The following is a 13357-nucleotide window of genomic DNA, read 5'->3' on the forward strand; positions in this document are numbered from 1 at the left end:
CTTGCCATCTTTTGCACCGTACACTTTAATAGTAGCTTTATAGCTTTGAGTGCCATTTTGTTTTAACAAGTCAAGCAGCTCTTTATCAGATTTACCTTGGGTACCTGCCAAATCCACTTCATAGAAGTAGAGACCTTTGCCCAATTTTTCTACTGGTGGAAGGGCGGGATTTTTAGCTGAACCGTTATCTGACCATGGAGCCTTGTCTGAGGCCTTCAAGATAAGGCGAGTCAACATACCATCACCTGCGAAGAATTCGTATGGAATAACTTGGTTGACTCCGGCTGTAAATGGGCCTGGGAAGTTGGCTTTATCCAAGTAAGTAGCTGGGACGTCCACTGTGTCTTTGGTGTTATCGGCCACTCCTTTTTGAACTTCAGCTGGAGCGGTCAAGCCATTCAAGTTCACTGTCAAATCTTTTGTCGCTACAAGATTGCTCAAATCGGCCTTGCCATCTTTTGCACCGTACACTTTAATAGTAGCTTTATAGCTTTGAGTGCCATTTTGTTTCAAGAAATCAAGAAGCTCTTTATCTGATTTACCTTGAGTGCCAGCCAAATCTACTTCATAGAAGTAGAGGCCTTTGCCCAATTTTTCTACTGGTGGAAGAGCAGGATTTTTAGCTGATCCGTTGTCTGACCATGGGGCCTTGTCAGAAGCTTTCAAGATAAGGCGAGTCAACATGCCGTCACCAGCGAAGAACTCGTATGGAATGACTTGGTTGACACCAGCTGTGAATGGCCCTGGGAAGTTGGCTTTGTCCAAGTATGTAGCTGGGACGTCCACTGTATCTTTGGTATTGTCGGCTACGCCTTTTTGCACTTCAGCTGGAGTGGTCGCTGGTTGCGCTTCACTGGCTTCGCGGTCTTGTCCAGAAACTATAGGCGCAGGATTTGTCGAAGGTTTAACCGCATCTTCTGTTTGTTTCTTAGATTCTGGCTTTGCTTGCACTTCTTCTTTTGGCGCTACTACTTGCTCTTTATCAGCAACATCCACTTTTTCTGAAGAGCTTGTAGTATCCAAGCTTGCTTTAGATGTTGAGTCTGCCTGTTCTGAAGGAAGAGCTGTATCAACTGCTTCTTTGAGTAGCTCTACTGGTAAATCGCTCTTTGCACTCACCGCATCTGCATCTGGCAAGACTTGGGCAGGGGTCGGATTGACTACATCGGCACGCACCGAACTTGGTTGACCAACCAGGACAAAGAAGCCACTGGCCACAACAACTGAGGCAACACCGACACTAAGACGGCGGATAGACCAACGAGTATATCTCTGATTTGGATTGAATTTCATAGGATTCTCCTTAGAGTTTTTCTTTATTTGATGACTCTAGTATAATCTCCTAAAATTAAAAAGGATTAAGAAAAAGTTAAAATTTTTCTTAAATCCCTCTTATAAAATACTTATATTGACTCAATAGTCGTTGAAAAAAAGAATAGTCATTCCTCTTCTACTCACTAAGGCTTGCTAGGGTATCCAAATATTGGTTATTAATCACCGCCATGATATAGGTATCTGGTTTTAATAAATCATTTGGTCCAAACTGTACATCTAAGGGAGCATTTTCGTAGTCACGAAAACCGAGGATATTGAGATTGTACCGTCCTCGAAGATCAAGTTGACTTAGACTCTTACCTGACCACGATTGTGGAATTTTCATCTCGACAATTGAAACATTCTTGTCCAACTGAAAGACATCTACACTGTTATTAAAGAGAATCGTCTGTGCCAACGAACGCCCCATCTCAAACTCTGGTGAAATGACTGAGTCTGCACCGATTTTTTCAAGGACCTTTTTTGCTGTATGGCTTTTAACCTTAGCAATAACAGTCGGTACCCCTAGACTCTTGCAATGCATGACTGCAAGAACACTAGACTCTAGATTTTCACCAGTTGCGACGACTACGGTATCGCAGGTATCAATTCCAGCTGATAGCAAGAGTTCCTCATCTGTGATATCTCCAACAACACCACGCACCAAGACTGGTTCAAATTGATTGATTCGTTCCTCATGGTTATCAATAGCGATAATATTTATATCATGCTTGGCGAGAGCAGCCAGAACACTACTCCCAAAAATACCCAAGCCTAAAATTCCGATTGTCCGATCTGACATAGTTTATCCTTTCTTATCCTATGGTAATATCTGCTTTCATATAGTGGATCATATCTTTCTTATCTGGTCGATACTCAGCCAAACTAACCAATAGCGTCAGAGGTCCGATTCGCCCAATAAACATCAGTAGCATAATGACACTAAGTGCTAGCTTACCTAACTCTGGTGTCAAATTAGCAGTTACTCCGACCGTAGCAAGAGCAGAAATTGTTTCAAACATAATGTAGATAAAGCGCGGATTCCCCTCGGCTGTTATTCCTACTAAGATTAAGCCCGATAAAAAAGTTATCAAGAAGATGATAAAAACACTGAATGATTTTTGAACTGTCCGAGGTTCAATTGTTCTTCTAGCCACATTTGCATGAGGTAACCCTAAAAGTTCACTGCGTGCGAATACCAACAAGACAAAGAAGGTTGTGATTTTTAGTCCCCCTGCTGTACCGCCAGGTGCCCCACCCAGAAACATCTGCAAAATATAGATCATCAAGGTAACAGGACTAGCCTGAGTAAAATCAATAGAAGCAAATCCTGCCGTCCGCATGCTGACAGTTTGGAAGAAACTAACCAGCAATTTATCTGGGAAGCTGAGATTGCCAATCGTTCCCGAATTGTTCCACTCTATCAAGAGGGTTGAAACTGTTCCAGCAAATAAAATCCCCGCTGTTAAGAAGAGGACTAGCTTAGTATGGAAACGTAGACGACGCTTTTTCTTCTTTCCTAATTGGGTAGCCAAGTCGAACCAAACCATGAAACCTAGACCACCCGTAATAATCAAGCCTGCTATCACTAAATTAATCAAAGGATCAGTTTGAAAAGCTACTAAACTTGTACTTCCAAAATTATCAAATCCAGCATTACAGAAAGCTGAAATTGCTACGAAAATGGAAGTAAAAATTCCTCGGCCCCAACCAAACTCGGGGACAAAACGAAAACTTAACAGAAAGGCTCCGAATCCTTCTACTAGAAAAGTCGTCACGAAGATGGAACGTAGAAAATCCCTCAGAGACTGGGTTTCTTCGAAGCTAAAGCTCTCCAGAATCGTTTCTCGACCTCGAAGACTGAGTTTTTGCTTGCCCTGGATATAGAAAATTCCGATAAAGGTCATGAGACCCAAACCACCAATCTGAATCAAGAACATACAGATCAGCTGCCCCCAGACATTGTAGGTCGAAGCGACAGGTAAGGTAAAAAGTCCTGTCACACAGACCATAGATACGGCTGTAAATAAATGATCAAAGTAACCGGCATGAGATGTTGAAGATTGTGCAAATGGCAGACTCAAAAGGAGAGACCCCAAGAGGATAACCAAAGCAAAACTTAAAAAGATTCTCCGAGCGGGTGATAAACGCCCTAGAATGGTATTTATTTTTTCAACAATTGATTTTAATAACATAGCTACATTGTACCACAAAAATCTGAGAATACTCACATATGACTAACGATCTCAAGGCAGAGACCTAGCGCCTTATCAAAAGCTTCTGCACCCCAATCGCGTTGGTCATAGTTATCAAGATCTGCCAAAGAATCTGCCGTAAACAACAACTCACCCCAAACTGCTCCGCGAAGCTGAGCTACTGCTGCAAGAGCTGCACACTCCATCTCCACAACTACGCAGCCTTCTTCCTTGCGATAGGCAACTTTTTCAGCTGTTTCTCGGTAAAATCCGTCTGTCGACCAAGTCATGACTTCTTCGTAAGGGACACCTAGTTGTTCCAAAACTTGCTCGATAGCAGAAATTGCTTGAACATGCACATCCATATAACGAGAAGGTGGTGCATAATGGTAGCTGGCTCCTTCATCGCGTAGGGCTCGAACTGGAACTAGAAAGGCATTTTCTTCTATACTACTCAGCACCCCGCAGGTTCCCGTGGAGATGATTTTCTCCACACCGTAACCAATCAACCAATCCATAAACTGGGCCGCAGGGGCAGAACCAACAGGAGCCTGAGCCAGACATACTTCCTCACCCTTGTGACTCATGACATAAACAGGATAGGTTTTAGTGGCAGACACAAACTCCCCAACGCACTCCGCCCCTACTTCCTGAGCAAAGCGGTCAATCTCCTCCTCCAAAAATGCATAGATGCACTTCTTTGGCAACTGTAAATCTAATCCTTCGTGATTTGGCATGATGACTGCCTGAGGATTATCATCAAACTCTAAAATAGGAATGGCGTGTTTTTGAATCATAAAGTACCTCCTCTAAATTTTTACTATTATAACAAAAGCAAAACGAAAGTCAAGACGGAAGCCTAAGTCAAATCAGAAAAAACCTACCTTAAGTAGGAAACAACAATTAAATGCTTTTCCCCTAATGGTAACATTGCTATAGTTTAGGAATTAGTGTATAATAGATTGAATTTGAAAAAGGGAGAAATCTTATGAAATTCTATTCATATGACTATGTTCTAAGCCAGATTAGTCAACAGAATTGGACCATGATTATTGTGTCGACGCTCTTAGTGATTGTGACTGGATTCTTTGCATTTAAGGCTTTCAAAGATAAAAGAGGGAGTAAGTTCCGTGAATTATCGCTCATTTCTATTTTGACGTTAATTGCTTTTGTATTGATTAGCATTACGAATCTTCAAAACAGCCAATCCAATGATAATCAATTTCGTAGTTCCTTACACTTCATCGAGATTGTATCAAAAGAGTTAGGTGTTGATAAAAAGAATGTTTATGTCAACACATCAGCAGTAACTGATGGAGCTATTATTAAGGTTGGCGAACATTTTTATCGTGCCATTAGCGGGACTGACCAAGATAGCTATTTATTAGAAAAAATGGAACTCTATAAATCAGATGTTGAACTCGTGGAGGTTGAAAAATGATAAGCTTTTTTGCTACAATTGCAATTAAATTGGCCTTGGGGCTTCTTTCTCTTGTTTTTGTTATTAACGTAACAGGTAAAGGAAATCTAGCACCAAGTTCTGCAGTGGACCAAATCCAGAACTTTGTTCTCGGGGGTATTATCGGTGGGGTTATCTACAATAGTTCTATTACCATCATCCAATACATTGTTATCCTCATTATTTGGACTATTCTCATTTTACTCCTTAAATGGTTGAATACCAATGTTTCCTTCATCAAACATCTGATTGACGGAAAACCTACGATTATCATTAAAAATGGAACATTAGATACAGAAGCTTGTCGCTCAAAAGGTCTTGCAGCCGCAGATGTAGCTCTTAAATTGCGCTCTCAAGGAATCTTCCAACTGAAGGATGTCAAGAGAGCTGTGATTGAGCAAAATGGACAGCTAATTGTTGTAAGAATGGGTGACGAAAATCCTAAGTACCCCGTCATCACAGACGGTGTTGTCCAAGTTGAAATCCTAGAAACCATTGGCAAATCAGAAGAGTGGCTAACTGAGAAATTGAAAGAAGAAGGTTTCGAAGATGTTTCTAATATCTTTATCGCTGAATATGATAAAGGTCAATTGAATATTGTAACCTATTAAAAAAATAAACTGATGCTTTTCGTATCAGTTTTTTGCTTTTTAGCATAAAAGGGTATATACTTAAATTAATATCTGATTTATACTCTTCAAAAATCAAATTCAAACCACGTCAGCTTCGCCTTGCCGTACTAGAGTACAGCCTTCGGCTAGCTTCCTAGTTTGCTCTTTGATTTTCATTGAGTATTAGTTTAGATAATTCAAAAATTTAACGGAGGTATCCCCCATGTCAATCGAAGAAAAATTCAACCAAGCTAAAGGTTCTGTTAAAGAAGGTTTTGGTAAACTAACTGGTGATACAAAAATTCAAGCAGAAGGAGCTGCAGAAAAGGTAGCTTCAAAAGCTAAAGAAGTTGCTGAAGATGCAAAAGAAGCTGTCGAAGGTGCAGTATCTGGAGTAAAAAACATCTTTAAAAAAGACGGAGAATAATTCTTTTTCGTCCTAATAACATAAGAAAATCTCCCTTCTCTTTCGAGAAAGGAGATTTTCTTTTATGGTCGTCCACCAGGGCCTCCATTTCCTTGAGGGCCACCGCCAGGTGCTCCTCCGCCTCCAGGCATCGAATTTACAATCTCAGTTTGTTTTTCACCGTTGATGTAGATATCTCCACCTGTATAGGTCGCTGTCCCATCAAAGTCAAATCCTGATTGACCTGTCATTTTGATGGTTCCGCCATTGACTGTGATATTACCGTTTGAGTCAATTGGATCTGTATCCCCTTGACCAACTTCAACCGTCAAGTTCCCACCATTCATGGTGAAGAAAATTTCACTTTGTTGGGCGTTTTTGTTCGCCGCATTGACACCATCATCTGTTGAATAGATGGTGATATCTCCACCGTTGATAGTGATTGACTTACCTTCAAGCCCTTCTGTAGAATTCTTAACAGTATAGGTCCCACTATCGATGACCAAATCACCTGAAGCGTGGATACCATCATCACCTGCGGTAACAGTGATGGTATTGTCAGAGAGATACATGGTTCCAACAGAAGTATCGTCATCATTATCAACCTTAACTCCGTCTTCCTTGGCATCGATAGTCATGGTTGTTCCAGTAATGTTAAGTTCGTCATTGACATTAAAGGCATCTCCGACTGCTGTGATATTGTAAGTACCGCCTGTGATGTGAAGTGTATCGTTGGCCTTGATAGCATTGTTTTTCTTACCATCTACATTGAGAGTTCCTTTACCATTGATGGTCAAGTCTACTTTAGAGAAGAGGGCCGCGTCAGCCTTGTCATCACTATTTGAAGCTGAATCTGAGAGGCTATTGGTTGTGCCATCTGCTAGAGTTAGGTAAACATGTCCAGCTGATGTTGCAGAAATAGCTGCATTGGTGTTGGTCATTGTTACACCATTTAGAACGATGTGTACGTCATCTGAACTTCCAGTTTCGATCTTGATTTGAACTCCATCAGATTGACCAGAAATCACATAGGTACCTGACTTAGAGATTGTAACGGTAGATCCTGATACGGCCACTCCGTCACCTGATACCGTCGCCGTTGATCCTGACAAAGTTACAGTTGCAGCTGTTTTTTCATCATAAGAAGTATCATAGTCCTTATCTGTAAAGTAACTAGATGTTTTCTTATTGGTAGTCACTGTTGTCGTTGCAGTACTATTGCTAGCTGTTGTATTTGAAGTTGACTGGGTACATGCTGTTACCAGTGCTAGAGTTGTTATACTTGTTAATAGGAATGTCCATTTTTTTGCTTTCATGCTCGTTTCCTCGTCTTTCATTTTACATGCTCTTAGTCTACGGGTCTTTCCTAAAAGAAGCCTAAACTTTTTCTGAAAGTTTTCTTAAGTTTAGTTTCAATTAAGTTAAATTTAACAAAAGTTTTAGAAACCCCCCTCTAGAATTGTAGACAAGCAAGTTCACCTTGTTTAAAAATAGTATAACTGAAAGCAAGAGGAGAAAGACTTATGAAACCATTAGAAACAACTTTTAAGCGGATTGAAACCAAATATATTATCTCCAAAGATAAACTAGACAAACTGATTCAAGATTTAAAGGAATATTTAGTAGAAGACGACTATCCAATTTCAACTATTTCAAATATCTACTTTGATACGGAAGACTTTGCTGTGCTCCAAGATGATGATTTTGGAAATAATCGAAAAGAAAAGGTTCGGATGCGGACCTATCTCAGCCAACCCAAAGCAGATAGTCAAGTATTTTTAGAAATAAAAACCAAGGACCAAGAAGGAGTTGGTCGCAAATTTAGACTACTCTCAACTCCTATTTCTATCCTTAATTTTATGACCAAAGGGCACTTGGATGCTAGTATTACTGATACAGTCGTCATTGAAAAAGTGAAAAAGCTTCACCAAGATTACAAGCAGGCTATCAAGCCTCGTATGTACATCTACTACGATCGTTATTCATTAAAAGAAAAAAAATACATCGAGGGCTACGACTATAATAAGATTCGTATCACCATTGACCAAAATCTAATCTATAGAGATGAAAATGTCAGTCTCTTTGCAGGAAATCAAGGGGCCCCTCTATTAGATGACAATACTGTGATTATGGAGATCAAAGCTCCTGGAAACAAACCTCAGTGGTTACAAGATATTCTAGACAAGTATGGTTTGATGGAGCACAAATTTTCAAAATACAGTTGTGCTTACCACAAATCTCAAGGGCTTCCTTATGCACCACGTCCCAGTATAGAAAGCGCAGGTATCGCTTATGCTTAATCTATTTAATTCCATTTTCAACAACGCCACTGCAAGTGCAGATCCCTTCCAACTACTGCTGGCACTTCTAGTCAGTCTAGTCCTCGGTTTGGCACTTACTTGGACCTACAAATATCGGACCCTCTACACCAGAGAATTTGCTATCAGCTTGACTCTGCTTCCCTGCCTTATGACCTTGGTTATTTTTCTGGTCAATGGGAGCTTGGGTACGTCAATTGCTGTAGCCGGAACCTTTAGTTTGATCCGTTTCCGTTCTGCAACGAGTGGATCAAGAGAACTGACTGCTATTTTCCTAGCCATGATTATCGGTTTGGCTTGTGGAACAGGCTATCTCTTCTTGGCCATTCTATTCACCCTATTTATCTTGGGTGTTTGGTTCCTTTTGGAAAATCAACAGATTAAAACTGACAATCAACGCCGTAGACTTTTAACAATCACGGTAGCCAATCAAGAGAAGGTACAGGAAGCTATCCAATCAGCTCTTGACCAATTCTGCTCAGAAATTGACATGATTACGATCAATAGCACAAATGCAGGGGACAACCTTAGCATTGTCTATGAAGTCGAGCTAAAAACAGAGGTCGATGATTTCCAAGTGACTAGCTATCTTACACAAAATATTGATAAATGCGATGTGGCATTGACTAAAAAAGCTAAAAAGAGAAAAAATCTCTAAAGACGAAAAACGAGGCTGGGATAAAAATTCCGACCTCGTTTTTTGCTAGCAATAAGTTTTTGATACTGAAACTGGTTAGGCTTTTCGATTTCAAAGAGCTCTTTTGAAAAAGACTTCATTTTCTCTTTCTACAATCTTTAATTTCCTTTAACTGGAATCTCTTTGATAACTCGTGCTGGATTTCCTGCCAGAACTACATTGTCACCAAAGGATTTTGTAATAACCGCTCCTGCTCCTGCAACGACATTATTCCCTAAAGTAACACCCGGTAGGACAATGACACCACCACCTGCCCAAAAGTTCTTACCAATCGTGATGGGTTTGCCAAATTCTAGTCCCGAGTTTCGTTCGTCAGGGTCCAGCGGGTGAAGGGGTGTTAAAAATTGACAGTTGGGACCAATCATAGCATTGTCACCGATGGTTATAGGACAAACATCTAGCATAGTTAAATTCCAATTGGAATAAAAATTTTCTCCCAGATGAATATTGACACCGTAATCTACCATCAAGCGAGTGTTGATGTAGAGATTTTTACCAGTAGAACCAAACCATCCTTTGATGATTTCTATACCTTTTATTGGGTCGACTTCTTCATTAAAAGCAGCTTGCTTTTGTCGCGCTTTTTGTGCTAGAGAACGGAGTTCTGGGTCGAATGGGTGATAGGGTTCCCCCGCAATCATTTTTTGATATTCAGTTTTCATATCTTGATGTCCTTGCTTTTTATACTCAATGAAAATCAAAGAGCAAACTAGGAAGAGAGCCGCAGGCTGTACTTGAGTACGGCAAGGTGAAGCTGACGTGGTTTGAATTTGATTTTCGAAGAGTATTAGATGATTGTAGCATAGTTCTATCCTTAATACAAGCAGCAAGGCAAATAGACAAAAAAACTAGTGCATCGCACGATGCACTAGTTTCTTATTAGAAAGTTGACTTTTATCAATACTTTACAGAGTTGATTAGTCTTCTTTCTTTTTACGAGCCATAAGTCCGAATCCACTCAAGATACCTACTAAACCAAGGGCAGCAAGACCAGCATGGTCTTTAGTACCAGTATTTGGCAACTGAGGAGTAGTTGTCTTAGCTACTGTTTCAGCTACTGTTTCAGTTACTGGAGTTGATTTCCTTGGTGTTTCTGGAACTTGGATTGGTTTTGGTTCTGGTGTCGGAACTGGATCTGGCGTTGGTTTCGAGTCTGGTGTCGGCACCGGATTTGGTGTTACCACCTTCTTGTAGATGTGTTGGATATTACCATCTTTATCTACAACTGTCTTCACAAACTCGTAACCTGGAATTTCTTTCTTAGGCTGTTCACCATTCTCAGTCGGATATCCTGGAATTGGATTTCCATTTTCATCAACATAAGAGGTCGTAATCTTTTCGTAGACGTGCTCGGTATCTCCGTTCGGAAGTTTCTTAGTCTCTACGAAGCGATAACCTGGGATTGCTTTCTTCGGTTGTTCACCATCTTCACTTGGATAGCATGGAATGTCATTTCCTTCTTTATCCTTGAATAATGTTTTAACTGGTTCATAGACGTGCTCGGTATCTCCATTTGGAAGTTTCTTCGTTTCTACGAAGCGGTAACCTGGAATTTCTTTCTTAGGCTGTTCACCATTCTCAGTCGGATATCCTGGAATTGGATTTCCATTTTCATCAACATAAGAGGTCGTAATCTTTTCGTAGACGTGCTCGGTATCTCCGTTCGGAAGTTTCTTAGTCTCTACGAAGCGATAACCTGGGATTGCTTTCTTCGGTTGTTCGCCATCTTCACTTGGATTGCCTGGAATGTCGTTTCCTTCTTTATCCTTGAATGATGTTTTAACTGGTTCGTAGACGTGCTCTGTATCTCCGTTCGGAAGTTTCTTAGTCTCTACGAAGCGGTAACCTGGGATTGCTTTCTTCGGTTGTTCGCCATCTTCACTTGGATTGCCTGGAATTGAATTGCCAGCTTTATCTACAAATGTAGTAACTGGTGTTACTGTTGGGGTGTATGTTGCAGAAGCCTTAGTCCCGTTTACATCTTCACGAACAACTGTTACAGATGGAGCTGTACCTGTGAATTCAGGTTCTGGTTTGAAGGTTACTGTTCCGTCTGCTACTACCGTATAAGTACCAACACCTGGGATAGTCTTGGTTGTTGAACCATCTTCGAAGGTTGCTGGTACATTATCATTCATTGGAACACGACTATCGCCTTCCTTGAATGCTGGTTTACCAGACTGTTCTTGACCTTTTGATCCAATAGTTGTAGCTGGTGTTGCTGTTGGAGTTACTGGTGTAACTGTTGGTGTGTACTTAGCAGTAACTGGAGTACCGTTCTTATCGACACGTTTAACCGTTACGCCTGTACCTTCTCCAGTGAATGATTTTTCTGGGACGAAGGTCACTGTTCCATCTGGAGAAACAGTGTAAGTTCCTTCGCCATCTACTGTCTTAGTGGTTGAACCATCTTCGAAGGTTGCTGGAACGTCATCATTCATCGGCACACGGCTGTCGCCTTCAGTAAATTCAGGCTTACCTGTTTGAGTTTGACCTTGTTTACCTGTTGATGTTGCTGGCTCAGCAGTTGGGGTAACTGGTGTTACAGTTGGTGTGTAAGTTGCAGTAACTAGAGTACCGTTCTTATCAACACGTTTCACTGTTACGCCTGTACCTGTTCCTGTGAATGATTTCTCTGGTACAAAGGTTACAGTTCCGTCTGGAGCAACTGTGTAAGTTCCTTCGCCTGGAATGGTCTTCGTAGTTGATCCATCTTCAAAGGTTGCTGGAACATCATCATCCATTGGGATTGCAGGGTTACCAGGTGTGAAGCTTGGTGTACCTGTTTGAGTTTTACCTTGGATATCTGTAGATGTTGCAGGGTCAGCAGTTGGTACAACCGGAGTAATCTTAGGTGTGTAGGTTGTTTCAGCTGGAGTGCCGTTGGCATCCTTGGCTTGAACCTTAACCGGAACGACATCACCTGAGTAAGACTTATCAGTCGGTGTGAAGGTTACAACACTTGTATCCTTATCAACTGTGAATGTACCAACAACCTTGCCTTCTGGTGATTTCGCATCTACTGATTCAGCAGGTTGACCATTTTCATCAAGAAGGGTAATGGTAGCTTTGTCGATTGGTGCAACTGGGTCACCTTCTGTGAAGGTTACGGTTCCAGTTTGAACAAGACCTTGAGGACCAGTTGATTCTGCCGGAGTTGCAGTTGGAGTAACTGAAGTTACTGTTGGTGTGTAAGTGGCAGATGCTTTGGTTCCATTCTTATCTTCACGAACAACCGTTACGGCCGGTGCTTTACCTGTGAATGATTTTTCTGGGACAAAGATTACTGTTCCGTCTGCTGCTACTGTGTAGGTACCAACGCCGTTAACTTTCTTGGTAGTTGAGCCATCATCAAACGTAGCTGGAACGTCATCATTCATTGGTACACGGCTGTCGCCTTCAATAAATTCAGGCTTACCTGTTTGAGTTTGACCTTGCTTACCTGTTGATGTTGTATCTTTCGCAGTCGGAGTTACTGGTGTCACAGTTGGTGTATAAGTCGCAGAGGCTTTGGTTCCGTTCTTATCTTCACGAATAACCGTTACAGCTTGTGCCTTACCTGTGAATGATTTTTCTGGAACAAAAGTTACTGTTCCATCGGCTGCTACTGTGTAGGTACCAACGCCGTTAACTTTCTTGGTAGTTGAGCCATCATCAAACGTAGCTGGAACATCTTCATTGATAGCTACTGTTTTCTCAACACCATCAACGGTTACTGTTCCACCCTTGAATTCAGGTTTACCGGTTTGGGTTGCACCTTGAATATCTGTTGATTCAGCTAGTGTTGCAGTTGGTGTAACTGGGGTTACTGTTGGTGTATAAGTTGCTGTAACTGGAGTACCGTTCTTATCAACACGTTTAACCGTTACACCTGTACCTTCTCCTGTAAATGATTTTTCTGGAACGAAAGTTACTGTTCCATCTGGAGCTACAGTATATGTTCCTTCACCATCTACTGTCTTAGTGGTTGAACCATCTTCGAAAGTCGCTGGTGTATCTTCATCGATTGGAACATTTGGATCACCTTCGGTGAAGGTTGGTTTACCAGATTGTGTTTGGCCTTGAATATCAGTCGATGTAGCATCTTCAGAAGTTGGTACAACAGGAGTAATCTTCGGTGTATAAGTTGTTTCAACTGTAGTTCCATTTGCATCAGCTGCTTGAACCTTAACTGGAACAACATCACCTGAATAAGATTTATCTGTTGGTGTGAAAGTAACTACACCTGTATCTTTATCAACTGTGAAGGTACCGATAACTTTTCCTGCTGGTGATTTCGCATCTACTGAGGCTACTGGTTGACCAGATTCATCAAGGAGAGTAATTGAATCCTTGTTAATTGGTACTACTTCATCAC

Annotated in this window: 12 protein-coding genes; 5 read left to right on the plus strand and 7 right to left on the minus strand. The window is 41.2% G+C overall.

Going from position 1 to position 13357, the window contains the following annotated elements; all coding sequences use genetic code 11:
- The 4 genes from ADH81_RS10410 to ADH81_RS10425 all read right to left on the minus strand — a co-directional run.
- On the minus strand, nt 1-1293 hold a 1293-nt coding region (locus tag ADH81_RS10410), incomplete at its 3' end, for an SSURE domain-containing protein (protein ID WP_049528965.1).
- 157 nt (nt 1294-1450) lie between these two features.
- The gene (locus tag ADH81_RS10415) at nt 1451-2116 is read right to left on the minus strand and encodes a potassium channel family protein (RefSeq protein WP_049528967.1); all 666 of its coding nucleotides are present in this window, start codon (nt 2114-2116) and stop codon (nt 1451-1453) included.
- Nucleotides 2117-2129: 13 nt separating this feature from the next.
- On the minus strand, nt 2130-3509 hold the full coding sequence (locus ADH81_RS10420) for a TrkH family potassium uptake protein (RefSeq protein WP_049528969.1): 1380 nt from the start codon (nt 3507-3509) through the stop codon (nt 2130-2132).
- A gap of 32 nt (nt 3510-3541) precedes the next feature.
- Nucleotides 3542-4306 carry a nucleoside phosphorylase gene (locus ADH81_RS10425; RefSeq protein ID WP_049528971.1) on the minus strand — a complete coding sequence of 255 codons (765 nt, stop codon included), beginning with the start codon at nt 4304-4306 and terminating at the stop codon, nt 3542-3544.
- Nucleotides 4307-4497: 191 nt separating this feature from the next.
- Between ADH81_RS10425 and ADH81_RS10430 the strand changes: the two genes are divergently transcribed.
- The 3 genes from ADH81_RS10430 (at nt 4498) to ADH81_RS10440 (ending at nt 6006) form a co-directional block, all read left to right on the plus strand.
- Nucleotides 4498-4950: a DUF3290 family protein gene (locus tag ADH81_RS10430; protein ID WP_049528973.1), complete on the plus strand. Its 453-nt coding sequence runs from the start codon at nt 4498-4500 to the stop codon at nt 4948-4950.
- Nucleotides 4947-5579 carry a DUF421 domain-containing protein gene (locus ADH81_RS10435; RefSeq protein ID WP_049528975.1) on the plus strand — a complete coding sequence of 211 codons (633 nt, stop codon included), beginning with the start codon at nt 4947-4949 and terminating at the stop codon, nt 5577-5579. The genes ADH81_RS10430 and ADH81_RS10435 overlap by 4 nt, the downstream gene beginning before the upstream one ends.
- 223 nt (nt 5580-5802) lie before the next feature.
- Nucleotides 5803-6006, plus strand: coding sequence for a CsbD family protein (locus ADH81_RS10440; protein WP_049528979.1), 204 nt, complete (start codon nt 5803-5805; stop codon nt 6004-6006).
- A 62-nt stretch (nt 6007-6068) separates the two neighbouring features.
- Here the strand turns inward: ADH81_RS10440 and ADH81_RS10445 are convergent, their stop codons facing one another.
- A complete protein-coding gene (locus ADH81_RS10445) occupies nt 6069-7301 on the minus strand; it encodes a carbohydrate-binding domain-containing protein (RefSeq protein WP_049528993.1) in 1233 nt (410 codons plus the stop codon).
- 207 nt (nt 7302-7508) lie between these two features.
- Here ADH81_RS10445 and ADH81_RS10450 point away from each other — a divergent pair, with 207 nt between their 5' ends.
- Nucleotides 7509-8285 (plus strand): polyphosphate polymerase domain-containing protein, encoded by a 777-nt coding sequence (locus tag ADH81_RS10450; protein WP_049528983.1) that lies wholly within the window; start codon nt 7509-7511, stop codon nt 8283-8285.
- Nucleotides 8278-8961: a DUF4956 domain-containing protein gene (locus tag ADH81_RS10455; RefSeq protein WP_049528986.1), complete on the plus strand. Its 684-nt coding sequence runs from the start codon at nt 8278-8280 to the stop codon at nt 8959-8961. The genes ADH81_RS10450 and ADH81_RS10455 overlap by 8 nt, the downstream gene beginning before the upstream one ends.
- 137 nt (nt 8962-9098) lie before the next feature.
- Here ADH81_RS10455 and ADH81_RS10460 read toward each other — a convergent pair whose 3' ends face one another.
- Together ADH81_RS10460 and ADH81_RS10465 are read right to left on the minus strand one after the other, a co-directional pair.
- Nucleotides 9099-9662 carry a sugar O-acetyltransferase gene (locus ADH81_RS10460; protein WP_049528989.1) on the minus strand — a complete coding sequence of 188 codons (564 nt, stop codon included), beginning with the start codon at nt 9660-9662 and terminating at the stop codon, nt 9099-9101.
- A gap of 255 nt (nt 9663-9917) precedes the next feature.
- A partial coding sequence (locus ADH81_RS10465; RefSeq protein WP_049528991.1) for an LPXTG cell wall anchor domain-containing protein occupies nt 9918-13357 on the minus strand: 3440 nt, incomplete at its 5' end.

Origin of the sequence: Streptococcus pseudopneumoniae, assembly GCF_001072925.1 — a bacterium.
Classification (GTDB): Bacteria; Bacillota; Bacilli; order Lactobacillales; family Streptococcaceae; genus Streptococcus; species Streptococcus pseudopneumoniae_Q.

Excerpts from the sequence above, each read along its gene's own strand:
- ADH81_RS10430 (WP_049528973.1), top strand. The coding sequence starts at position 4,498 with ATGAAATTCTATTCATATGACTATGTTCTAAGCCAGATTAGTCAACAG.
- ADH81_RS10415 (WP_049528967.1), bottom strand. The coding sequence starts at position 2,116 with ATGTCAGATCGGACAATCGGAATTTTAGGCTTGGGTATTTTTGGGAGT.
- ADH81_RS10460 (WP_049528989.1), bottom strand. The coding sequence starts at position 9,662 with ATGAAAACTGAATATCAAAAAATGATTGCGGGGGAACCCTATCACCCA.
- ADH81_RS10435 (WP_049528975.1), top strand. The coding sequence starts at position 4,947 with ATGATAAGCTTTTTTGCTACAATTGCAATTAAATTGGCCTTGGGGCTT.
- ADH81_RS10420 (WP_049528969.1), bottom strand. The coding sequence starts at position 3,509 with ATGTTATTAAAATCAATTGTTGAAAAAATAAATACCATTCTAGGGCGT.
- ADH81_RS10455 (WP_049528986.1), top strand. The coding sequence starts at position 8,278 with ATGCTTAATCTATTTAATTCCATTTTCAACAACGCCACTGCAAGTGCA.
- ADH81_RS10445 (WP_049528993.1), bottom strand. The coding sequence starts at position 7,301 with ATGAAAGCAAAAAAATGGACATTCCTATTAACAAGTATAACAACTCTA.
- ADH81_RS10450 (WP_049528983.1), top strand. The coding sequence starts at position 7,509 with ATGAAACCATTAGAAACAACTTTTAAGCGGATTGAAACCAAATATATT.
- ADH81_RS10425 (WP_049528971.1), bottom strand. The coding sequence starts at position 4,306 with ATGATTCAAAAACACGCCATTCCTATTTTAGAGTTTGATGATAATCCT.
- ADH81_RS10440 (WP_049528979.1), top strand. The coding sequence starts at position 5,803 with ATGTCAATCGAAGAAAAATTCAACCAAGCTAAAGGTTCTGTTAAAGAA.